This window comes from Roseimarinus sediminis, from assembly GCF_050433125.1.
GTDB lineage: Bacteria > Bacteroidota > Bacteroidia > Bacteroidales > Prolixibacteraceae > Roseimarinus > Roseimarinus sediminis.
The window spans coordinates 1-22,314 of the sequence record NZ_JBNPXV010000015.1; the positions used below are offsets into that span (position 1 = coordinate 1).

Annotated in this window: 26 protein-coding genes and 1 tRNA gene; 19 read left to right on the plus strand and 8 right to left on the minus strand. The window is 44.6% G+C overall.

What is annotated here, in order from left to right; translation table 11 throughout:
* The first annotated feature begins 534 nt into the window (after nucleotides 1-534).
* Nucleotides 535-1,836: an O-acetylhomoserine aminocarboxypropyltransferase/cysteine synthase family protein gene (locus FHS86_RS16120; RefSeq protein WP_429416045.1), complete on the plus strand. Its 1,302-nt coding sequence runs from the start codon at nucleotides 535-537 to the stop codon at nucleotides 1,834-1,836.
* Between the two features lie 86 nt (nucleotides 1,837-1,922).
* Nucleotides 1,923-2,840, plus strand: coding sequence for a homoserine O-acetyltransferase MetA (gene metA, locus FHS86_RS16125; protein WP_429416048.1), 918 nt, complete (start codon nucleotides 1,923-1,925; stop codon nucleotides 2,838-2,840).
* A 73-nt stretch (nucleotides 2,841-2,913) separates the two neighbouring features.
* On the opposite strand, the gene FHS86_RS16130 is transcribed toward metA, so the two are convergent.
* The gene (locus tag FHS86_RS16130) at nucleotides 2,914-3,762 is read right to left on the minus strand and encodes a DUF2202 domain-containing protein (protein WP_429416051.1); all 849 of its coding nucleotides are present in this window, start codon (nucleotides 3,760-3,762) and stop codon (nucleotides 2,914-2,916) included.
* A gap of 102 nt (nucleotides 3,763-3,864) precedes the next feature.
* Between FHS86_RS16130 and FHS86_RS16135 the strand changes: the two genes are divergently transcribed.
* From FHS86_RS16135 to arsC, 3 genes are all read left to right on the plus strand, one after another.
* On the plus strand, nucleotides 3,865-4,326 hold the full coding sequence (locus tag FHS86_RS16135) for a regulatory protein RecX (RefSeq protein WP_429416054.1): 462 nt from the start codon (nucleotides 3,865-3,867) through the stop codon (nucleotides 4,324-4,326).
* Between the two features lie 136 nt (nucleotides 4,327-4,462).
* A protein-coding gene (gene prfB, locus FHS86_RS16140; protein ID WP_429416057.1) for a peptide chain release factor 2 occupies nucleotides 4,463-5,555 on the plus strand; the annotation gives its coding sequence in 2 pieces (ribosomal slippage) (nucleotides 4,463-4,519 and nucleotides 4,521-5,555; 1,092 coding nt in all).
* 26 nt (nucleotides 5,556-5,581) lie between these two features.
* Nucleotides 5,582-5,923 carry an arsenate reductase (glutaredoxin) gene (gene arsC / locus FHS86_RS16145; RefSeq protein WP_429416060.1) on the plus strand — a complete coding sequence of 114 codons (342 nt, stop codon included), beginning with the start codon at nucleotides 5,582-5,584 and terminating at the stop codon, nucleotides 5,921-5,923.
* A gap of 10 nt (nucleotides 5,924-5,933) precedes the next feature.
* Here the strand turns inward: arsC and FHS86_RS16150 are convergent, their stop codons facing one another.
* Entirely contained in the window at nucleotides 5,934-6,740 is an 807-nt protein-coding gene (locus FHS86_RS16150; RefSeq protein WP_429416063.1) for a hypothetical protein, read from the minus strand.
* A gap of 139 nt (nucleotides 6,741-6,879) precedes the next feature.
* On the opposite strand from FHS86_RS16150, the gene FHS86_RS16155 reads away from it, so the two are divergent.
* The 13 genes from FHS86_RS16155 to upp all read left to right on the plus strand — a co-directional run bounded on the left by FHS86_RS16155 (nucleotide 6,880) and on the right by upp (nucleotide 17,311).
* Nucleotides 6,880-7,395: a TrmH family RNA methyltransferase gene (locus FHS86_RS16155; protein WP_429416065.1), complete on the plus strand. Its 516-nt coding sequence runs from the start codon at nucleotides 6,880-6,882 to the stop codon at nucleotides 7,393-7,395.
* Between the two features lie 199 nt (nucleotides 7,396-7,594).
* Nucleotides 7,595-7,666, plus strand: a tRNA-Glu gene (locus FHS86_RS16160).
* Between the two features lie 22 nt (nucleotides 7,667-7,688).
* Complete coding sequence (gene rpsT / locus FHS86_RS16165; RefSeq protein ID WP_429416066.1) at nucleotides 7,689-7,940, plus strand: 30S ribosomal protein S20; 252 nt, start codon at nucleotides 7,689-7,691, stop codon at nucleotides 7,938-7,940.
* 126 nt (nucleotides 7,941-8,066) lie between these two features.
* Nucleotides 8,067-8,762 carry a RadC family protein gene (gene radC, locus FHS86_RS16170; RefSeq protein WP_429416069.1) on the plus strand — a complete coding sequence of 232 codons (696 nt, stop codon included), beginning with the start codon at nucleotides 8,067-8,069 and terminating at the stop codon, nucleotides 8,760-8,762.
* A gap of 34 nt (nucleotides 8,763-8,796) precedes the next feature.
* Nucleotides 8,797-10,131, plus strand: a complete 1,335-nt coding sequence (locus FHS86_RS16175) for a polysaccharide deacetylase family protein (RefSeq protein WP_429416072.1) — start codon at nucleotides 8,797-8,799, stop codon at nucleotides 10,129-10,131.
* A 27-nt stretch (nucleotides 10,132-10,158) separates the two neighbouring features.
* Entirely contained in the window at nucleotides 10,159-11,076 is a 918-nt protein-coding gene (locus FHS86_RS16180) for a hypothetical protein (RefSeq protein ID WP_429416075.1), read from the plus strand.
* Between the two features lie 13 nt (nucleotides 11,077-11,089).
* The gene (locus FHS86_RS16185) at nucleotides 11,090-12,022 is read left to right on the plus strand and encodes a polysaccharide deacetylase family protein (RefSeq protein WP_429416078.1); all 933 of its coding nucleotides are present in this window, start codon (nucleotides 11,090-11,092) and stop codon (nucleotides 12,020-12,022) included.
* Between the two features lie 40 nt (nucleotides 12,023-12,062).
* On the plus strand, nucleotides 12,063-13,541 hold the full coding sequence (locus FHS86_RS16190; RefSeq protein ID WP_429416081.1) for an amino acid adenylation domain-containing protein: 1,479 nt from the start codon (nucleotides 12,063-12,065) through the stop codon (nucleotides 13,539-13,541).
* The gene (locus FHS86_RS16195) at nucleotides 13,534-14,283 is read left to right on the plus strand and encodes a GNAT family N-acetyltransferase (RefSeq protein WP_429416084.1); all 750 of its coding nucleotides are present in this window, start codon (nucleotides 13,534-13,536) and stop codon (nucleotides 14,281-14,283) included. Before FHS86_RS16190 ends, FHS86_RS16195 begins: the two co-directional genes overlap by 8 nt.
* A gap of 57 nt (nucleotides 14,284-14,340) precedes the next feature.
* On the plus strand, nucleotides 14,341-14,586 hold the full coding sequence (locus FHS86_RS16200; RefSeq protein ID WP_429416086.1) for an acyl carrier protein: 246 nt from the start codon (nucleotides 14,341-14,343) through the stop codon (nucleotides 14,584-14,586).
* Between the two features lies 1 nt (nucleotide 14,587).
* Nucleotides 14,588-15,676 (plus strand): hypothetical protein, encoded by a 1,089-nt coding sequence (locus tag FHS86_RS16205; protein ID WP_429416089.1) that lies wholly within the window; start codon nucleotides 14,588-14,590, stop codon nucleotides 15,674-15,676.
* Between the two features lie 506 nt (nucleotides 15,677-16,182).
* Nucleotides 16,183-16,635, plus strand: coding sequence for a methyltransferase domain-containing protein (locus tag FHS86_RS16210; protein WP_429416092.1), 453 nt, complete (start codon nucleotides 16,183-16,185; stop codon nucleotides 16,633-16,635).
* Nucleotides 16,636-16,648: 13 nt separating this feature from the next.
* Nucleotides 16,649-17,311, plus strand: a complete 663-nt coding sequence (gene upp / locus FHS86_RS16215) for a uracil phosphoribosyltransferase (protein WP_429416095.1) — start codon at nucleotides 16,649-16,651, stop codon at nucleotides 17,309-17,311.
* A 3-nt stretch (nucleotides 17,312-17,314) separates the two neighbouring features.
* Here upp and FHS86_RS16220 read toward each other — a convergent pair whose 3' ends face one another.
* The 4 genes from FHS86_RS16220 to FHS86_RS16235 all read right to left on the minus strand — a co-directional run bounded on the left by FHS86_RS16220 (nucleotide 17,315) and on the right by FHS86_RS16235 (nucleotide 19,743).
* Nucleotides 17,315-18,085 (minus strand): carboxypeptidase-like regulatory domain-containing protein, encoded by a 771-nt coding sequence (locus FHS86_RS16220; RefSeq protein ID WP_429416098.1) that lies wholly within the window; start codon nucleotides 18,083-18,085, stop codon nucleotides 17,315-17,317.
* A gap of 125 nt (nucleotides 18,086-18,210) precedes the next feature.
* Nucleotides 18,211-18,603, minus strand: coding sequence for an HIT family protein (locus FHS86_RS16225; RefSeq protein ID WP_429416101.1), 393 nt, complete (start codon nucleotides 18,601-18,603; stop codon nucleotides 18,211-18,213).
* An 11-nt stretch (nucleotides 18,604-18,614) separates the two neighbouring features.
* Nucleotides 18,615-19,088, minus strand: coding sequence for a transcription elongation factor GreA (greA, locus tag FHS86_RS16230; RefSeq protein ID WP_429416104.1), 474 nt, complete (start codon nucleotides 19,086-19,088; stop codon nucleotides 18,615-18,617).
* Between the two features lie 154 nt (nucleotides 19,089-19,242).
* Nucleotides 19,243-19,743: a hypothetical protein gene (locus FHS86_RS16235; protein WP_429416106.1), complete on the minus strand. Its 501-nt coding sequence runs from the start codon at nucleotides 19,741-19,743 to the stop codon at nucleotides 19,243-19,245.
* A 53-nt stretch (nucleotides 19,744-19,796) separates the two neighbouring features.
* Here FHS86_RS16235 and FHS86_RS16240 point away from each other — a divergent pair, with 53 nt between their 5' ends.
* The gene (locus tag FHS86_RS16240) at nucleotides 19,797-20,249 is read left to right on the plus strand and encodes a hypothetical protein (protein ID WP_429416108.1); all 453 of its coding nucleotides are present in this window, start codon (nucleotides 19,797-19,799) and stop codon (nucleotides 20,247-20,249) included.
* A 9-nt stretch (nucleotides 20,250-20,258) separates the two neighbouring features.
* Here FHS86_RS16240 and FHS86_RS16245 read toward each other — a convergent pair whose 3' ends face one another.
* Together FHS86_RS16245 and ahcY are read right to left on the minus strand one after the other, a co-directional pair.
* The gene (locus tag FHS86_RS16245) at nucleotides 20,259-20,792 is read right to left on the minus strand and encodes a lipocalin family protein (RefSeq protein ID WP_429416111.1); all 534 of its coding nucleotides are present in this window, start codon (nucleotides 20,790-20,792) and stop codon (nucleotides 20,259-20,261) included.
* Between the two features lie 92 nt (nucleotides 20,793-20,884).
* Nucleotides 20,885-22,279: an adenosylhomocysteinase gene (ahcY, locus tag FHS86_RS16250; protein ID WP_429416318.1), complete on the minus strand. Its 1,395-nt coding sequence runs from the start codon at nucleotides 22,277-22,279 to the stop codon at nucleotides 20,885-20,887.
* Nucleotides 22,280-22,314: the final 35 nt, after the last annotated feature.

The following is a 22,314-nucleotide window of genomic DNA, read 5'->3' on the forward strand; positions in this document are numbered from 1 at the left end:
CTTGTTGCTGGATGCTCGTTGCTGGTTGCTTGTTGGTGTGCGGAAAGTGGAATCGTAATTTGCTTCGCAATGGCTTCCTTATGAACTTATGCACTTATGCACTCAGGAACTTATTCATTTCTGCACTTGTTATCGCTGCCCCTTGCTGCTTATTTCACTGGTTATTCAGAATAAAATACAAACTAGTCTGTATTTTAATTAATTGTTAAACGATGAAAAATGTCATGTTTTTCGCACCATGATTCCGAAAGTATTCCTATGTTTGTTCCACCTGAAAAATGGAAATAATTCAACAATGAGCAAACGCATCGAAAATAGTACCACTTCTTACATCAACTGCTGCGGCATGATGATGATGCGAATGCTTATGCGCATGAGCAAATAGCTTGTTGTGTTTGTGTACATGCGCTTTCCCGCTTTATTCTGAAATTTATTCAACAAACAATTCATGTAAACGTTTCATCTTCTGAGCAGATTGAAACGTGATGCATTGATTGATTCAATCAAAGTCAAATCAAATAAAATAAAAGAGTTATGTCATCAAACTACCGTTATGAAACACTGCAGTTGCATGCAGGACACACCCCCGACGAAACCACCCTTTCGCGTGCCGTACCACTTTATCAAACCACTTCGTATGTATTTAAAAATTCGGAGCATGGAGCCAACTTGTTTGGACTGAAGGAATTTGGTAATATCTATACCCGCCTGATGAACCCAACCACCGACGTTTTTGAGCAGCGTTTGGCAGCACTCGAAGGCGGAGTTGCAGCAGTAGCCACGGCTTCGGGACATTCAGCCCAGTTTCTGGCATTGACCAATATATTGCAGGCCGGCGATAACTTTGTCACTTCGCCGTTTTTGTATGGCGGAACATTCAACCAGTTCAAGGTTTCGTTCAAACGCCTTGGAATTGAAGCCCGCTTTGCCAAAGATGATACAGCCGAAGAAATTGAGAAACTGATCGACGAGGGCACCAAAGCCATTTATGTTGAAAACCTTGGAAATCCGAATTTCAATATTCCCGATTGGGACAAGGTGGCCGCTTTGGCTAAGCAATACGACCTGCCGCTTGTGGTCGATAACACCTTTGGCGCAGGAGGATACCTGTTCCGGCCCATTGAGCACGGCGCCAATGTGGTGGTAGAATCGGCCACCAAATGGATTGGCGGACATGGTACCAGCATTGGCGGTATCGTAATCGATGCTGGAAACTACAATTGGGGAAATGGTAAGTACCCACAATTTTCTGAACCTTCGGAAGGCTATCATGGTTTGGTTTTTTGGGATATCTTTGGCGAGGGAGGTCCTTTTGGAAACATTGCCTTTGCCATTCGCTTAAGGGTTGAGGGCCTGCGTGATTTTGGTCCGGCCATTAGCCCGTTTAACTCGTGGCAGCTGCTTCAGGGTATCGAAACCCTGTCGTTGCGTGTGCAACGTACAGTCGATAACGCACTCGAAATAGCACGCTGGCTTGAGCAGCATCCTCAGGTTGAGGCAGTCAACTATGCCGGACTCGAAAGCAGCAAATACCACGAGCTGGCAAAAAAATACCTGCGCAATGGTTTCGGTGGAGTGCTTTCGTTCAGATTAAAAGCCGGAAAAGAAGCCGCTTCGAAATTGGTCGACGCTGTGAAGTTGATCAGCCATTTGGCCAATGTTGGTGATGCCAAAACACTCATTATTCATCCGGCATCAACCACCCATAGTCAGTTAAATGCCGAAGAGCAACTGGCTGCCGGTGTATTGCCCGACCAGTTGCGTTTGTCGGTAGGAATTGAACACATTGAAGATATCAAAGCCGATTTACAACAGGCTTTCGATCAGCTGGGCTAAGGTAGCCGGGGCTGAATATACAAATAACAAGTTATACCTGACAGGCAGTTTGCCTGTCGGGTTTTACGCATTGAAACACATAGCTTATGCCAGTAAATATTCCCGATCAATTGCCAGCCATTGAAGCGCTGAAGAAGGAAAATATATTCGTGATTGACAATACCAGGGCTCAGCATCAGGACATCCGGCCCCTGCGCATTGCGGTATTGAACCTGATGCCGGTGAAGGTGACCACCGAAACCGATTTGATCAGGGTCTTGTCGAATACTCCCTTGCAGCTGGAGCTCGATCTGGTAAAAATTATGGCCCACACGCCACGCAATACCCCGGTCGAACACATGCAGGCCTTTTATGCCGATTTCGATTTGATCAAACACCGTAAATACGACGGACTGATCGTTACCGGAGCTCCGGTTGAACAGCTCGAATATGAAGATGTATCGTACTGGGATGAAATGAAGACCATACTCGACTGGGCCGAACACAATGTACAGTCGTCGCTTTTTATTTGCTGGGCTTCGATGGCAGCTATGTTTCATTATTATGGTGTGCCCAAATATCCGCTTGAGAAGAAAATGTTCGGGGTATTTCACCATACATCGGTCGATTTGAAAGTTCCTTTATTGCGGGGGTTCGACGATGAGTTTCATATGCCTCATTCACGACATACCGAAATCAGGGTTGAAGACATTGAAAAAGTGCCTGAACTTGAATTGGTGTCGATGTCGGACGAGGCAGGAACCGCCATTGTTCAGGAGCGAAGTGGCAGGAAAATATTTGTTACCGGGCATTTCGAATATTCCAATTATAATCTGGATGAGGAATATCGGCGCGATATTGAAAAGGGACTTGACATGGATGTGCCCAGACATTATTATAAAAAGAACGATCCCTCGCGCGGGCCGGTTGTTCGCTGGCGCAGTCATGCGAATTTGTTCTTCCAGAACTGGCTCAATTATTACGTATATCAACAAACTCCGTTTGATATCAATGCTATTCGGTAGTATTTACTGAAGAAGAAATAAAAAAAGAGGAAACATCGGGTTCCTCTTTTTTTATTATGGGTGAAAATATTTTTTAGCCATTGGTACAGGTTCCGCTTCCGTCACCATTGCCATTTCCTCCCTGTCCATTAGCTCCGTTAGTCCCGCCATTCGAACCCTGGTTGCCAGAGTTGCCATTTCTGTAGCCATTTCCTCCCTGTCCATTTTTTTCTCCCTGGCCTTTATTACCCTGTGCATTTCCGTTTCCCTGTTTGTTAGCGCTGGCTGTTGCCAGTATTGCCTCAAGGTCCTCGGCACTTAATACCTGCGCTTCATATTCGAGTTCGTAGCGCTTTAGTGTGTTTACAAAGGCCCTTAGGTGATTGTACGAACCGTTGAGCAGATTGGTGTACACTTTGAGCAGATCGGCATTCGAGGTCGCTTCAATTAACTGGCGCAGATCGGCAATGTCGGTTTCTTCGATAAGTGCCCCTGCTTTCAGCGCTTCAACGGCCGACTCGCTTCCTGCAGCAGTGAGTTCGTTGTAAAGGGCCTGTAGCGTTTCATTGCTGAAGGAGCCGGCTTCGTCGAGTGTAGGGTCGACCAGTTCGAAATGATTGATCAGCTGAAGCATTTTCAGGGCATGCTGGCTTTCGCTTTGAGCAATGCGGGTGAAGATGCTCAGTTCGTGTTGTTCAAAAAACAGCATGTACACATCATGAGCAAGCTTTTCCTCTTCACGCATTAAAAGAATGCCAGCAATGTCTTCGTCGTTCAGGTCGTCAATGGTGGTGCTGAAAGTGCTGTCACATTCTTCGGTTCCGTCAATGGCGGCACTTTTAATGCTTCCAGGTTCAATGTCCGAAATGGCTGATCCTTCGTTACAGGCTGTAAAGGCAAACAAGGTGCTTATGAGCATTGAGACTAAAATAAGTGTTTTCATGATTTTGAATTTTTAAGTTTTTAAATACATTAGCTATCCGGTTGAAACAGCTTCGACCCTACCTCGAAACAAAAAAAAATATCAATATTTCAATTTTTTATGATGAAGGAAGAAACAAAAAGAGCTTTGGCCAAATGTATGTCCTTGTGCAGCAAGGCGGAAAAATGTGTTTCCGACATCAGAAAGAAACTCGATCAGATGCAAGTTCCCCGTGATGAAGCAAGCTTGATAATTAATGAACTGATCGATCAGCGCTTTATTGATGAAGAAAGATATGCTGCCTTTTATGTTCGCGATAAATTCCGTTTTAACCAGTGGGGCAGGGTGAAGATTTCTTATATGCTGAAGGGAAAAGGAATCGCATCTGATTTAATTGAACGTGCCTTTGAACAGCTTTCCGAAGAGGAGTACCTGAATACGGTAACTGAGCTGCTGAGTCAAAAGAACAGGTCGGTAAAGGCAGCTTCGGAATTTGAACGCCGGGCAAAACTGATGCGCTTCGGACAGGCCCGTGGTTTTGAGATGGATCTGTTGGCGAAAGTTGTCGACCGTTTGCTTGTTTAGTCCGATACCCGTATTGTCTTCTCGTTTTTACTGAAGCGATACTGCCAGCATGCCATTTCTCTTTTAAAGCGGGAAGGGCTTGCTCCCTTGCCTGAACAGTGTTACTTTTGTGCTTGATCAATTAAAAAAGAAAACAATGAGTATACAAAGTGACCAGATAAAAGATTTGGTTGAGCGCCGGGATGCGCTGAGGGGGTATCTTTGACATCGATGACAAAAGGATACGCATACAGGAAGAAGAACTGAAAACCCAGGATCCCACATTCTGGGATCAACCCAAAGAGGCCGAAGCCCAGATGAGGCTCATCAGGGAAATCAAACAATGGACCGATGCATACGACGAAGCAGATCAGGCCCTCGAAGACCTGCTCGTAATCTACGAATTTATGCAGGCAGGCGAGGCCGACGATGCCGAAGTAGAAACGCATTTTGCCCGTACACTTGAGCTGATTGAGAACCTCGAAGCCAAAAACATGCTCCGCAAGGAAGAAGACAAGCTGGGAGCTGTTTTGCGGATCAATGCAGGTGCAGGCGGAACTGAGAGTAACGACTGGGCCAACATGCTTTTCAGGATGTACAATCGCTGGGCCGAGGCGCATGGTTACAGCTTCAAAGTAATGGAATTCCTTCAGGGCGAAGATGTCGGTCTTAAAAATTGCACCGTGCAAATTGAAGGTGACTTTGCCTATGGTAACCTGAAAAGTGAAAACGGGGTGCATCGTCTGGTCAGGCTTTCGCCCTTTAACGCACAAAATAAGCGGCAAACATCGTTTACTTCGGTCTTTGTTGCCCCGCTGGTCGACGATACCATTGAAATCGAAATCAATCCTGCCGATTTTAGCTTCGAAACCATGCGCTCGAGTGGTGCGGGCGGGCAAAACGTGAACAAGGTTGAAACGGCAGTTCGTCTCCGACATTTTCCTACCGGCATTGTCATCGAAAACTCCGAAAGCCGTTCACAATTACAAAACAAGGAAAATGCCATGCGCCTGCTGAAGTCGCAACTTTACGAAATTGAGCTGAATAAGCGACGGGAAGAATCGATGAAAGTTGAAGCGGGCAAGAAAAAAATAGAGTGGGGTTCGCAAATCCGCTCCTATGTAATGCAGCCCTATAAACTGGTAAAAGATGTCAGAACCGCTTATGAAACCAGCAATGTACAGGCGGTAATGGATGGCGACATCGATGGTTTTATTAAAGCCTACCTCATGGAATTTGGCGGAGATTAACCCAGATTTTAAAAAACGTGACCGTGATGATTACAATTTACCATAATACAAGATGTAGTAAAAGTCGTGCCGGCCTTGCTTATCTCGATGAAAAAGGCGTTGATTACAAGGTACGCGAGTATTTAAAGGAACCTTTTTCGTTTGATGAACTAAAAAGGCTGATTCGAAAAACCGGACTCAAGGCAAGTGATGTGATCCGCAAGGAAGAAGCCTTTTATAAGGAACAGATTAAAGGGAAAACGCTGAGTGAAGACGAGCTGATTGAAGCCATGGTAAAAGAACCACGTCTAATACAGCGACCCCTTGTTGAAAAGGAAGAAAAGGCTGTTTTGGCCCGGCCTGCAGAAAATATCGACCTCCTGTTTTAATGGACTTGTTTTAGTTGTCCGCCCGGTATTTTTTTCGCTGTTGCGTGTAGCTGTTGATTTCGTCGTGAAGTTGTTTTCTGGTTTTGATGGCCTCTGACAGTTGAAGCGCCTCCGAAACGGCCGCGATGTCGAAGTCTTCAAGCAGAATGTAGTAATACCTTTTGCCCAGAAAAACACACTTCAGATCGAGTTTCGGATGCGTGGCGATGAATTGTATGACTGAATCGGCCTTGCCATTCATGTACGATACCTTTTCCCATTTGTAGTCGAGAAAATCGCTGCGATGGTTGAGGGGATCTTCAATGGGTATTTTTTCCGATTTGGCCTGTAGTTCACCATCGTAAACCCTGATGCCGGTATGCTCGAGCCATTCGTCGCCCATGTAGTTGCTCGAAAGGTATATTTCGCCCCGTTCATCGAGGTGAACCTGCAAAAACGAACGATCCCACGAGCGGCTTAAACTCTGGCGTTTGTGTCGGTATTGTGTGTACTTGTCAAATTCAGTTTTTTCTTTGATGAAATCACTTTCGAGTTCAATGATCAAACTGTCCTTTCTTATAAGCTGAAGTTGTCGCTTATCGATCATTTGCTGATATAAGTCGGCAATCAGCTTACGCGAAACGCTGTGCTGCACTTCGGCTTTTGGGTACATTTGCCTCACTGAATCGAGTAAGCCGATGGCGCCCAGTGTGTCGCCCTGTTCAAGCATCATTTGCGACTGGCTGATTTGCCTTACGGCCATTTCGCGTTGCGATGGTCCGCACGAGAACAGGAGTAGTAATGATAGTAAAACAGGTACAAATGCTGTATTTTTCATGGTCGATTTGCTTGTTGGTCCGTACTGCTTATGGCTTCAAATGTAATAATTGTTGAACAGCATTAATAATTTTCAGGCAAACAAGTAAGCAAATGTCGCCTGTGAAAGCGGCAATTAATGGTAAAAAAAACAAAGATATATGGAAACCAGTTCGGTAATGCATTTTAAAAATCGGGTGTATGAACTACCAGCTCAACTTGAAAAGCCCATTTTGCTCGCCTGGAAATTAAACAGCCCCGGGAATTATGGAAATCTGATCAGATTGGCAGCAAGCATCGGCTGCCGTAAACTTTATTTTGTGAAGGGAGAAACAGTGCCATCGGAGCGAAAAATCAGAAAGACGGCAGGTGATAACTACAATAAAACCGATCATGAATTAATTGATGAAGAAAGTATTTTCGATATGATTCCCAAAGATTATACCTGGGTGGCTCTCGAAACGGTAAGCGGGTCTGAAAATATCTATGAAAGCAAACTACCCGCCAATATGGTATTGGTGGTGGGCAATGAAAAACACGGTATTGAAGCATCGGCTCTGGCTCGTTGCGAAATGCTGGTTCATATCCCCTTAACAGGCTCCTGTACTTCGTTGAATGTTTCTCATGCAGCAGCCATTGGGCTCTTTGAGTGGTTACGGCAAAGAATGCAGTTTTGAAAAATACTGATTGTCAGAATCGACTGATTTTTTTGCTATTTTTTTTTGCAATTGTTTGGTCATGTAAAAAAGTTCAGCTTTATTTGCACCGCCTTTAAGGAAATGAGGCGAAGGTTCTAAGGAGAAAAAAAGTTGCAAATTTTTTTGGAAGTTTTTAAAAGCTTTTTACCTTTGCAAACCGATTTTGAAAAAATTGAACGGCCCGTTCGTCTAGGGGTTAGGACGCCAGGTTTTCATCCTGGTAGCAGGGGTTCGAATCCCCTACGGGCTACATTTAAAATTTACTGAAAAAAATGGCAAATCATAAATCAGCAAAAAAAAGGATTAAGCAAAACGCGCAGCGGAAGCTTAGCAATAAGTACTATGCAAAGACCATGCGTAACGCAGTTAAAAATTTGCGTTCGATAACTGAAAAGGCCGATGCAGAAACTTTGTATCCTAAAGTAACTTCTTTGATTGATCGTTTGGCTAATAAGAACGTGATTCACAAGAACAAAGCAGCGAACCTGAAATCGAAGTTGGCTGTTCATGTAGCGAAGCTATAAATTGATCTTAAGATAGGAAGAGCCTCTCCTGAAAAGGAGCGGCTTTTTTGTGCTCAAAATCAGGGGGCTGGTCAAACAGATTGGCTGCTTTTTGCACCTTGTGGTGTAAAGCCGTAATTTAGCCCGATGGCTGATTATGAGAAACTTTCAATACGCAATTGGGCAGTCGAAGACCGGCCGCGCGAAAAAATGCTGAAGCATGGCTTTGCTGCACTCAGTAACGCCGAGTTACTTGCCATACTCATTGGTTCGGGTAATCGTCAGGAGTCGGCAGTAGAACTTTGCCGGCGCATCCTTTCCGATTTCAACAACGACATCAATCAGTTGGCCCGCGTTTCAGCCGACAAGCTGAAGACTTACAAGGGCATGGGTGAGGCCAAAAGTGTCAATGTACTGGCTGCGCTTGAACTGGGTCGCAGACGACAACTTGCTTCAAAAAACAATTTCCAGCGTATAACTACCAGTACCGATGTTTATGAAGTAATGGCCATCGACCTGGTTGATCTGACTCACGAAGAATTCTGGGTGCTCTACCTCGACAGGGCCAATCATGTAATCGATAAAAGCAGAATCAGTCAGGGCGGTGTTTCAGGTACCATCATCGATGTACGGATCATTCTCAAACAGGCAATCGACAAGCTGGCATCGGGACTCATACTGGTTCATAATCATCCCAGCGGAAATCATACCCCAAGCCGGGCCGATATCGAAATAACCCGTAAAACAAGCGACGCAGCCCGTCTGCTTGATATGAACGTGCTCGATCATCTGATTATTTGCGGCACTCAATTTACCAGTTTTGCCGATGAGGGCCTATTGTAATATTTCTTACATTTGATTTCTGAAAATACTGCTTATGATTCAGGTTTATTGTTCCGCGCTTACTTCGCGAACCAAATATGCTTTTCAGCTTATTTTTGAAACCCTACTGAAAAGCAGGGTTACTTTTTATTCGCAGCTCCGGCTTTTTGAACAAAGCAGGGGAGTGAAGATCAATTACTCGGACGAGCACATTTCGGGAGCACTGAATCTGAGGCCTGAGGGCTTGCTTAATGAGGATTTTCTGCGCAAAGAAAAACCTGAAGTAACAAGCTGGGACAATGAGTTTGCACTTTTTCCGGTGACTGATTCTTTCCTGCCATTCGACCTTTTTGCAGCCTCGTTTTACCTTGTGACCCGTTATGAAGAATACAGGAGTGCTAATCTTGATCATCACCAGCGTTACAGGGCCGGTAATTCGATATTAAGCAAAAACGGGGTGCTCGAAATTCCTGTTGTAAACCGCTGGGCGTTGAAGCTGGCCCTGCTGCTTGAACAACAGTTTCCCGAATATCACCATGTGCCTGCTTCGTTCAACTATCTTCCGAGCATCGATATTGATAATGCCTGGGCATTCAAACACAAGCATTGGGGGCGTTTGTTGCTTTCGTCGGGCCGTGATTTGTTGAAAAACCATCGTCGTGTACTGGTGAAGCGCTTGCGTGTTGTGACCGGAATCGATGCCGATCCTTACGACAATTATGAGTATTTGCAAAAGCTGCTTCAGCAACATGAGCTGCCGGCTCTGTTTTTTATTCTGTTGAATAACAAGGGAAAATACGACAGGGCGCTTTCTCCCCGCAACCGGCACCTTCAAAAATTGATTCAACAGTTGAATTCCTGGGCTACGGTGGCGATTCACCCTTCGTACATGTCAAATACGAAGAAAGGACAGCTTGAGCGTGAAATAAAACTGCTTGAGGGTATTACCGGAAAGCCGGTGCAGCAAAGCCGTCAACATTTTCTGAAACTTCGCTGGCCCGATACTTATCGTTCACTCATTCAGTCGGGTATTCGAAGCGAGTATTCAATGGGTTATGCTTCACATCCTGGCTTCAGAGCCGGAATAGCAAGTCCTTATCCATTTTACGATTTGGAGGATGAGTCAGAAAAACCACTGATGATTTATCCCTTTGCAGTAATGGATGTAACCTTGCGCCAGTATCGAAAGATGAGTCCCCGTGAAGCCGGGCTGAAAATTGAAAAGCTGATGCAGGAAACTGCTGCAGTTGGCGGAACTTTTATTAGCTTGTGGCACAACGAATCGTTGGGAGATGAAGGCTATTGGGACGGCTGGCGTGTTGTGTATGAAAGGATGACGCAATTAGCCATCAGTCTGCTTAAAGCACCAGCTTCCAAATTGATGTCATAATGCAGCTCGAATTAAAATTTAGATTGAATGAGCAGGGAAATTAAAATTCGCTTATTGCATAACCATGAGGTCGATCTCGATCAATGGGATCAGGCTGTAACTGCAGCACCCAATTGCCGGGTGTATGCCGAAAGCTGGTACCTCGATATTGTTGAACCCGACTGGCTGGGGCTTGTTGTTGGCAACTACGATTATGTGATGCCGGTACTGAGTAAGCAGAAGCTGGGAATAAAATATGCCTATCAGGCTCCTTTTGCACAGCAGTTGGGGATTTATCCGCCGGCAACCCCGGAGGTGAGCCGGCAGATTATTCACTTTTTAAAAGCCAATTTTTTGCTGATCGAAATGTCGCTGAACGCTTTAAATGTTTCGGTTGAAAAACAGATTGATGTTGAAGTGAGAAAGAATCATTTGTTAGGGCTGAAAAACAGCTATGATGAATTGTTTCAGAACTACGACCGGCATACCCGACGATATGTTCGCAAAGCCAGGTCATACTGTGAGCTGAGTGATGGTTTGGGCTTTGAAGAGTTCATGGCTTTTAAGAAGCAACATGCGCAAAAAAGTTTTAAAGCACTGCACCAAAGAATACTGCAGTTGATTGTTTTTAAAACGATGGATAAGCACAAAGCGCTTATTTATGGTGCTTATACTCCTCAAAATGAGTTGTGTGCTGCTGCCTTTTTTCTGAAGGAGAAAAAACGTTATACCTACCTCAATGCAGTTTCATCGCCCGAAGGGAAAGAAAAAAGGGCAATGTTTGCCATCATCGACCGTTTTATACACGATCATGCAGGGAAGTCGATGATGCTCGATTTTGAAGGATCGCAGATAGAGGGCATTGCCCGTTTTTTTGAAGGTTTCGGTGCACGTCCCGAAAACTATCAGTTTATCAGATACAATCACCTGCCCTGGTATATCAAATGGCTGAAGAAAGCACGATAGAAAATGTAAACGAATGAAAGCATTGTTTCGGACTACAATGGCTGCGACAGCCCGTTTGCTTCCCCTGTCATGGCTGATGAAAGGGAAGCGTTTTCCTCATGTTCTGCCATTCTACCATGTGGTGAGCAATACCGATTTGCCTTACATCGACAGCTATCGGGTCAGGACGCCGGAGCAGTTTGAAAAGGAACTCGATTTTTTTTGCCGTTATTTTCAAGCTGTAAGTCTTGAAGAGCTCATTGAACGTCCCGGCAACAACAAGATGCATCTTTCATTCGACGATGGTTTGAAAGAGTGTCATTCGCTGATCGCTCCCATTCTGAAACGGAGGGGGATACCGGCTACCTTTTTTGTGTCGCCTTATTTTGTTGATAACAGGGAATTGTTTCATGGATTTAAACGGGCCATTCTGGAGTCGAAAGGGGTGGTACTCCCCGTCAAGCCTGTTTTCAGTGATTCATTGAAACTTGATCAGCTGGCCGCAGCCAACAATATTCGTTTTGCCGATTACCAGCCTTATATGACTTTTGATCAGATTAATGATCTTCATCGTCAGGGTTTTCTGATTGGAGCCCATAGCCTGAATCATCCCGAAATGTGGTTACTTGATGAAGATGAACAATACCGGCAGGTTGTCGAAAGCATGCAGTGGGTGAATAAAAATTTTCATCCTGAACGTAGCGCTTTTTCCTTTCCTTATACCGATGACGGTTTGAGCCGGACATTATTTGATCGCATCGCACAAAGTGGAGAAGTGGATTATACCCTGGGAACCGCCGGATTGAAATATGATGAATTAAATGGACATTTCCAACGCATTCCGGTAGAAAACAGGTTTAATTACACTGCCCGCAATGTCGTCCGCTTTGAATATTTGTATTATTTTGTACGTTCGTTTTTCGGTCAGAATGTGGTGAGGCATGCTGAGACTGACATTAATAAGTGAAGGCTTCCTGCAAACTATTAAGGTTTAAACAGATAGCAAAATGAAATTTTTCCTCGAGCAGTTGTGCGATAATTTTGAGACCTATGCCGGGCATGCAGCCTTTCATATCGAAGGTTCTTTTTATACCTATGCTGAGCTTGGAGCCAGAGTTAGCGCAGTACAGCAGCTTCTGTTTGGCTTTCCCGACGAACAATATTTTGGGGTGGTAACACGCAATCGTATCGATACCTATGCCACCATTTTCGCTCTTTGGTTAACGGGAAAAACATCGGTTCCAATAAGTCCGAAAAATCCGGTTTCACGCAACGCAGGAATCCTGAAGGAAATGGAGATTGCTACCCTTTTCGACAGTAGTCACGACGAAGTACTGCAATTCGATGGTATCAAAAGTATAGCTACTTCTCACTTAAAGTCGGAACGAAATGAGCCGGTTGTGATCGATGTTCCTCTAAGTAGCGATTTGTATGTGCTTTTTACCAGCGGGAGTACAGGACAGCCCAAGGGGGTGTGTATCAGCAGGGCTAATCTCGACGCTTTTCTGAAGGGCTTTTTTGCCTGTGGTTATGAGTTTACTCCGGCCGATCGGTGCATACAGGTGTACGAACTTACCTTTGATGCATCGGTGCAGTGTTATACCTTTCCCCTGTTGGTCGGGGCTACGGTTTATACCATTCCCGATCAGGGCGTCAGGTTCCTGTCCATCATGAAAGTACTTCAGTCGTACCAGATTACCTTTGTGAAAATGACTCCCTCGGTAATTTATTATCTTGAACCTTATTTTAGGCAGATTAGTTTGCCGCACCTTCGCTACTGTCTTTTTGGTGCAGAAGCTTTTCCGGCCGATTTGGTAACAAAATGGGAAAAGTGCATTCCCAATGCCGAAATTCATAATGTTTACGGACCAACCGAAGCAAGCATCAATTGCTCGTGGTACAAATGGCAGAGGGGAAGAACGAACAAAGTAATGAACGGAATTGCTTCCATTGGTAGTGCTTTCCAAAACCTGAAGCTCATGGTGATTGATGATAAGCTGAAGCCTGTACCTGCCGGAACCAAAGGAGAATTGTGTGTGGCAGGTCCTCAGGTAACACGGGGATACTGGAAGCGGCCGGAGATCGATGCTCAGGCTTTCTTTGAATACAATCATCTTCGTTTTTACCGAACCGGTGACCTGGTTATGGAAGATGAAGACGGGGATTTGCTCTTTATCGGTCGGATCGACGATCAGGTGCAAATCGACGGCCATCGTATCGAACCGGGTGAAATTGCCTGGCATGCCATTCAGCAAACGGGTGTAAAATGTGTGGCCATGGTTACTCAACGTGGAGCCTTAAAGGGTAGCATCGTGTTGTTTGTTGAAGATGAAAAAGTTGAAACTGACAAGTTACAGCAGTCACTTGCTAAGGTACTTCCACCCTACATGGTGCCTGGAAAAATAATTGTGATGGAGCAGCTTCCTTTGCTTTCCAGCGGGAAAACCGACAGGGTTCAATTGGAAAAAATGATGGAAGATGCATAAGGATATACTTGGCAACCTGACAGATTTTTATCGTGATGCAGCCAGTTTTCAGGAACTGGAGCTGCAGCAACTGTTTGAAATGCATTTTGTTTATAACATAAATGCACATTGGCCCAATGCCCTCATAGGGAACTGCAATGCAGAACAGGCAGCTGAGGTACTTGAACGAATGAGCAAAAGACTTGTTCCGCCCTTTTGGATCATGGATACTACTCATTCTGAAGTCGATCAGGAATGGCTGGCTAAAAAAGGCTGTCGTGAAGTGCAACGCTGGGAAGGAATGTGGTGCGATAAGGCGCATTTTACAAAAGTACCACTGTTGACGGGTGAAGCGGTAAGCATGAGGCCCGTCAATGCAAAGAATGCGTTGCAGCAATGGGGTAGCCTTGTTCGGAAGGTGATGATGCCCAATAAGGTACTTAACCTTAGCTTGCTTGAGGGTTGGCTGAATAGCAGTCAGCATCGTTTAATGCTGATTTTTGAAAATGACAGGCCTGTTGCTGGCGGTTTGATGTACCTGAAAGAACAAACGGCCGGCATTTACTTTATCGCGACACTTCCTGAATACCAGCGCAAAGGCTACGGTTCGGCCATGGTTTCCTCACTGGTGGATGAGGCATTCACTGCTGGTGCCGACCGCGTAGTTTTACATGCATCGGCTGCCGGACTGAAAATGTACCTTAAATTGGGCTTTGTTCCCGAAGGCCCAATCAGTACTTACTGGAAAATTGGTATTTTTTAAAGTACCCGCTTATCTTTGCAAGGCTAAGTCACTTAACAGGATTACTTAATTTTACACATGAACGATCGAGAAATATTTGATGGTGTTTGCCAAACAATACAAACAGTTTTAAAACTCAACACCAAAAAACTGGATGCAGATTCAGGAGCTGGTGATATTGAAGGTTGGGACTCTCTTCATCACATGATGATCATTACCGGGGTAGAAGAACATTTTTCAGTTCGTTTTGACTTCATGGAAGTACTTGAGATGAAAACAATCGGCGATATCTGTACCGGAGTTAAAAAGCAAAAAACAGCCTGAAGTGGATTTCAAAAACTATACCCTTGAGGCACTTGATCAGTTATGCCGCCACAAAGGATTTCTGGCAGGCAATGTGGCTGTGATTAGTCCTGCAAGACTCGCCTCTCAATTAAAGAACCCGTCAGTGCTTCCCGATGATGTGGTACTCACGGTTGCTTACGATGAGCACCAGCGGGTGGCAGGGTTCATTGGTGCCCTGCCCGCTGTAATTCATGGAGAACGTTGTGCATGGAATTCCTGCTGGTGGGTTAGAGAAGAAACTGCTGCCAATGTTTCGATGCAACTTTTGGCCCTGTTTATACAGAACTGGAAACAAAAAGTACTGTTTTCGGAAATGACCCCTCTCACCATGCGAATTATCAAACAACTGGGATTTTGTAATCACACCGAACTGGTTGGTTTCAGAGGCTATTACCGTATGGCACTTGCCAAGGTGTTGCCATCGAAATACCGGTTTTTTAGCAACTTTTCAGGGCTGTTACGTTTTACTGATTCCTTGTTGAATAACCTGCTGGAAATCAGAAGTGTGTGGATTAATGCCGGAAAGGTGGAACCCCTGCACTGCAAGGTGATCAACGCCCTTGATGATACTGACCGTGAGGTGCTTGAACGCTTCAGACAGCAGAACCCTGCACAACGTTCGGTGGATGATTTTAACTGGATTATTAAAAATCCATGGCTCGCCGAACACGATAAGGCCGATTCAATCATCGACCGTTCCTATCCCTTTTCGTATGCGGTAAAACGGTTTAAAAGCCGCTGGTTGCGCTTTTATGATGAGCACACAGTGCTTGCCCTGGTCAACTTCACTGTAAGAGACAATGAATTAAAACTTCCCTATGTTTTTTGTCAACCCGGTACGGAGCATGCCATTGCAGCCTATTTTACCAATTATTTGATTAGTGATGTAAAACTGGCTACGATTACTACTTTCCATCAGGGCTTAATTGAAGCCTTCAATCAAAAGAAGTGCTTTCTTTTTCGTGCCAGGCCGCTGAAGTATTCAGCCATCGCCAAGGCAGTTCCCGGCCTGATTGAAAATGCCCAACCTGAACTTCAAATGGGCGATGGTGATGCCGTTTTTACCTGATTTGAGCCCTGCCAATTTTTCTTTCTTTTTTAAGTGTGCATGAATTAACTGTTTAAAAGGAATATTTTTTACCTTTCACAAGGCAAATCAGGTTTTGCAATTGTCGGAAGTGCATCAGCCTAAAGCAGCACAGACATGTATGTGCCATATTTTAGGTGATGGCCGGGTAAATCAGAGCATAAAAACTTGCAGTTTTCCTGATCATATTATTAAAAAGAATGACGGCAACCTTTCATTATCAATATCAAAGCAAGCATTTACTGCGCCCTGTTCGCGGATTAATGAAGCATTGGTACCGGGGAAGCCAGTTTCGATGTAATATTTGTGGCAATCATTTTCGGCGATTTATCATTCTGGGGGAAAAGCATGGAAGGTCCTTGTGTCCTGCTTGTGGATCGGTTGAATCGAGTCGTTTGATTTGGCTGTATCTTACCAATGAAGTGTTGGGGAAAAAGAATAAAAAGAAGTTTCTGCTCTGTTCACCCGAGCCGGTTTTGCTTAAAAAAATGAAAAAACATGACATTGATCTTGCGATAGTTCAGCGCGATGATCTTATTTCGCCCCAGCCAAAAAACAGCCGCCAATTAACAGGCGGAGTTTTCGATGTTATACTATTTTTGCACCAGTTGGAATACCTCGATGAAAGTGAAGAAGTTTTACCTGTGTTAAAACGTTTGCTTCGTCCCGGTGGCTTTGTGCTGATACAAACCCTTGTTAACCAGGCAATGGATCGAAAATATGACAAAATTGTATCGGACGAGGACCGCGATCGACTGAAAGAGTTTATGAAGCCCGGCGTAAAACGTGTATTCGGTTCCGATTTACAAAAAACATTGAGTAAAGCCGGTTTTATGGTCGAAACGATCGATTACGGAAGCAGGCTGGGAAGCGCCGCTGTTCAGTATTATCAACTGGGTAAGGGGCAGCATGAGTTGATTTATAAGTGTAAGAAACCATAAAACAGATTTAGTGATGCAAGTGATCAATCTTGGTAGTCAGAATTCAATATTTAACCAGTTCATTGCCGAAATCAGAGATGTAAATGTACAGACCGATCCGCTGCGTTTTCGGAAAAACATTGAGCGCATAGGAGAGATATTCGCCTATGAAATTAGTAAGCAACTCGATTATGAACCCCGCGAGGTGCAGACTCCGCTGGGAGTAGCCAATATGGAAACGCCCGATGCCTTCCCGATTCTTGCAACCATTCTAAGGGCCGGCTTACCGCTTCATCAGGGCTTGCTCAACTATTTCGATTTAAGCGGGAATGCTTTTATCTCGGCTTTTCGCAAATACATCGATAAGAAAGAATTTGTAATTGAATTTGAGTACCTGGCTTCTCCTTCGCTCGAAGACAAGGTGGTGGTGCTTTCGGATCCGATGCTGGCCACCGGTTCATCGCTCGAAATCAGTTATCATGCACTGCATCAGCGCGGACGCCCCCGTCATGTACACCTGGTGGCCATTATCGCCAGTCAGGCCGGAGTCGACTATGTGGTGAAGAATCTGCCTTCCGATCATTGTACCCTGTGGGTGGGAGCCATCGATCCTGAATTGAATGAAAAGGCATACATTGTTCCCGGTCTGGGCGATGCAGGCGATTTGGCCTACGGTGAAAAGCTCGACAGTGAATAGCCATCAGGGCGCACTTTGAAGCGAATCGGCCCGGGCCTGCTTTTCCCTTCGGAACTTAAAATACAGATCCATGATCTGAAATTCTATTTCCATTTGGCTGGCAAACCAGGGCAAGCGGTTGTTAAGGTTACAGTAAAACATGAAACGGTCGGCCTCAGCGCCCGTGAGGCCGGTAAGCCGTTTGATGTTTTCAAGATTATGGTATTTTGAAAACTGCAGCCATTCTTCGTTGTTGTTGATTATCTGAAGTGTTTCGCGCTTCTGTTTTTCCTTTTTGCTGGTGTAGTATTGCAAAAACGAGATGGGCGTTAAAAGTGCAGCGAACCAGGGCGGCTTTTCATTGAAGGCATCTCCCCGCAACTGAATGGGAATGTCGAGTGGATCGGGATCGGGCAAACCCAGCCGCCCCCGCATATCAAGGTCTTCGGTAACCGTTACTTCGCCAATTAAAAAACGAACAGGTTTCATTACAATCTCGTACAGGTTCTCGGGAGGAAAACTTTCGATGGTAAGCTGCTGGTCAACAAATCCTACTGCTCTTATGATCAGCGTGTCTTCGGTTAGCATGCTCATGCTGAACATGCCATCGGCATTGCTGGTGGTGCCTCCGTGCGAACGGGGATTAATAATGTGCGCATAGGGAATGGGTTCACCGCTTTCAATATCACTCACCTTTCCTCTGATGGTAACCAGATAAAGATCGGATGTTTGTGCAAACAAGCTCCAGGCCTGCATCATCACTAAAAATAATATGCCCCATTTTACTGCTTTCATAGCATGCACCAAATGTAAAATATTTGTTCTGTTAAATAGGGTGTCTAACAAATATTAACGCTTGCTTTAACACTGTTTTAGAAATTCGATTGGCTAATGGAAAAAAAAAGCGGCAAAAGCCGCTTTTATAATTTGTTGGCAATTGATTGCCTGACTGTTTCAAGTTCTTCGGATGAAGGCTGTAGTTTTGGTCGCGAGAAATTGATATCCTGCTCACTGTTAAGTGGTACAAGATGAATGTGGGCATGGGGTACTTCAAGTCCCAGCACCGCTACGCCTACTTTTTTACAGGGTATTGCTTTTTTGAGTGCAAGTGCCACCTTGCGTGCAAAAGCCTGCAATCCGAGATAATTCATCTCATCAAGGTCGAAAAGATAGTCCACTTCCTTTTTCGGTATTACCAGCGTATGCCCCTTGGCCAGCGGATTAATATCGAGGAAAGCCAGATAATGATCATCTTCGGCCACCTTGTATGCAGGAATTTCTCCGTTGACAATTTTGGTGAAAATGGATGTCATGAGCTTTACTTTTAAAGTGAAATATCGATGATTTCAAAAGGAATAATTCCCGAGGGAACCTGAATGTCGACCGTGTCGCCTACTTTTTTACCTAAAAGGCCTTTGGCAATCGGAGTTTTGATCGATATTTTACCCGCTTTCAGGTCGGCTTCGGTTTCCGATACGATGGTGTATTTCATCACGGCGTTGGTTTTTTTATTCTTAATGGTTACCACGTTCATGATTTGAACTGCCGAGGTATCGATTTTCGATTCGTCGATGATGCGTGCATTGGCAATCTGCCCCTGTATTTGTGCAATACGCGCTTCGAGCATGCCCTGGGCATCCTTGGCTGCATCGTATTCTGCATTTTCTGAGATGTCGCCTTTTTCGATGGCTTCACCAATTTGTTTTGAAATTAATGGTCTCTCAACTTTTACAAGTTTCTCAAGCTCCTGTTTAAGCTTGTTCAGACCTGCTTCGGTCATATAATTTATTCCAGACATAGCTCAAATTCTTTGGGTTATGGATAAAAAAAATTAGAATCCCGGTTACCAGAACCGAAACTCCAATAGTGATACAAAAATAATGAATTTTTTTAATTATTGGCTCGGGTGGTAATTTGTAGTCCTGTTTGCTTCGTGTTGCTCAACATCTTTCCTAAACGTATTTTCGGTTTAATATTTCAGAATAGATCACTGCTTTTCTTGCGTCAAAAAGTTCGTCTTCACGCAGTACTTCATCGTTGTAAGCCGACTTTTCGGCAGTTAAGTCACCGGCAAATGCCGTTCGCTTGATGCTGCTGATTCCTTCCTGATTAACCAGTTTTTCTTTTTCCTCAGGAGTTATAAAACCTGTGTGCTTGGCATAGGCATTCTTAATCTGTTCGGTCATGGTTTCGACTGGTACTGCCACTGGCTTTTCAGCCTTTGCGGCCACTTCCTCTTCAACCTCGGCATATGCTTTCTGGTTGCTGTATGGAATTGACTGTTCATCTTCATCGACGGCCAGCCGTTCGAGCCAGCCAAACAAGTTGTCATCTTGTTTTTGATGTGGCGAAGAAACACTTTCTCCATCGAAAATGCGTTTTTTCTTTTTACGCCCCAGTGATCCGATGATCGAGATGGCAATAATTATTAAAATTGGAATCAGGTCTTCCATAACTATGGGATTAAAATCTCTATTTTTACAACAAGTTTCTAAAATTAATAAAAATGAAGGTCAAACCACATCTTTCCCGAATTATTTCGATGACAGCATTGCTGACACTGCTTTTCCTTCATGGATGTAACGATGACCAGGATTATATTCCTTATGTCCCCGTTAATTTTACGGTTGACCTCACCATTATGAATGAACTTACCACCACGGGTTATTCCCGTTTGTTTGCAAACGAGGGCTATGGAGGAGTGATTGTTTTTTGCGAGTTTTACGATGTTGTTACTCCATCGGCCTCGATCTATCACGCCTACGATGCCACTTGTACCAACGAAATCAGCAAGGACTGCACCCTGAGCAGCGAAAGCAACAATGTGACGGCCATTTGTTCCTGTTGTTCTTCGGAATATTCATTGTTCGATGGTTATCCTTACAAGGGCGATGCCAGCATGGCACTTAAAACCTACAATGTATCGATTGTGAGCAACAAGCTGCAAATTTATAACTAAAATACCTGCTTAATTGTTGTGTTCAACCCATAACAAATCAGCGGTGTTGTAGCCGGCGTCTTCTGCAATTTTCAGGTATTTATTTTTGATTTCGTCAGGGACACTTTTTTCGCGTGCCAAAATCCATAAATACTTGAAGCTTTCTCCTGCAACCAGCGCAAAGTTGTATTCTTCGTCGATAGCTATTACGTTGTATCCCGAATAAAAGGGGCCAAAGAAGGAGACTTTTAGCTTTGCAACATTCTTTTCTCCAACGAATTTTGCTTTTCCAATGGCGCTTCGCCATTCTTTGTTGATGGTATGGTAGCCCTGGTTTTTTACTTTAATGCTTCCATCATCATTTAACGAATACTCAGCGGTGGTATTATTTAAGTTCCGCTCAAACCTGAAATCAATTCTGGCAATTTCGTACCATTTTCCCAGATATTTGTTTGCATCGAAAGGTTGAACTGCAGTAGTTCCGGCGGGTATGGTGGCGCAGGAATAAAATGCTGGCAGCACAACACTGATGAGCAAAAGATAAACTAACTTTTTTGTTTTCATCTCATTTTTATTAGTGATTAAGTTGATTTTTTTCAACATAAAAAATGCCGGTAAAAATTTACCGGCATTTTGAATAGCGTATATTCAGTTTTTTAGTACCGGTAATGATCTGGTTTGTATGGACCGTCGACTTTTACGCCAAGGTATTTGGCCTGCTCTTCGGTCAATTTGGTCAGCTTAACACCTATTTGCTCAAGATGCAGCCGTGCTACTTCTTCGTCGAGGTGTTTAGGCAAACGGTAAACACCGAGCTCGAAGTTGTTTTTAAATAACTCGATTTGGGCCAGTGTTTGGTTGGTGAATGAATTGCTCATGACAAACGAAGGATGACCCGTGGCACATCCAAGGTTTACCAGTCTTCCTTCGGCCAGCAGGTAGATGGCATGTCCGTCGGGGTATTCAAATTTATCAACCTGTGGTTTGATGTTTATTTTTTTGATACCCGGCCATTTTTCGAGTTGGCTTACCTGGATCTCGTTGTCGAAGTGTCCGATGTTACAAACAATGGCCTGATCCTTCATTTTGGCCATGTGCTGGGCGGTAATAATGTCTTTGTTTCCCGTGGTGGTAACAAAAATATTGCCTTCCTCCAATGCTTCTTCCATGGTTTTTACCTCGAAGCCTTCCATGGCGGCCTGCAGGGCGCAAATGGGATCGATTTCGGTAACAATTACACGGGCTCCATATCCGCGCATCGATTTGGCCGAACCTTTGCCTACGTCGCCATAGCCTGCTACAACCACAACCTTGCCGGCAATCATTACGTCGGTTGCGCGTTTGATGCCATCGGCCAGACTCTCGCGACATCCATACAGGTTATCGAATTTCGATTTGGTGACCGAATCGTTGACATTAATGGCAGGGAAAAGGAGCGTTCTTTCTTCCTTCATCTGATAGAGGCGGTGAACACCGGTGGTGGTTTCTTCCGAAACTCCCTTGATATCTTTTGCAATGCGGTGCCAGCGATCTTTGTCAGCTTCCATCACACTTTTCAGGGCCTTTAAGAGTTCTTTTTCATCAAGGGCTTCAACTTCCTGATCGAGAATCGACGGATCGTTTTCGGCCTGAAATCCGAGATGGATCATCATGGTGGCATCTCCTCCATCGTCAACAATGAGTTGAGGACCCAGTCCATTGCCAAAATCAAGTGCACGTTCGGTACACCACCAGTATTCCTCGAGGGTTTCACCTTTCCAGGCAAAAACAGGAACACCTGATGCAGCAATGGCTGCGGCTGCGTGATCCTGGGTTGAAAAAATATTGCAACTGGCCCAGCGCACCTGTGCACCCAATTCAACCAGGGTTTCTATAAGAACGGCTGTTTGAATGGTCATATGAAGCGAACCCATAATACGGGCTCCCTGAAGCGGTTTCGATGTACCGTATTTCTGGCGCAGTGACATCAGTCCGGGCATTTCCTTCTCGGCAATTTCTATCTCCTTTCGTCCAAAACCGGCCAGTTGCATGTCGGCAACTTTGAAATCCATTTTTTGATCTGTTAAAACTGTCATATTTTCAATAT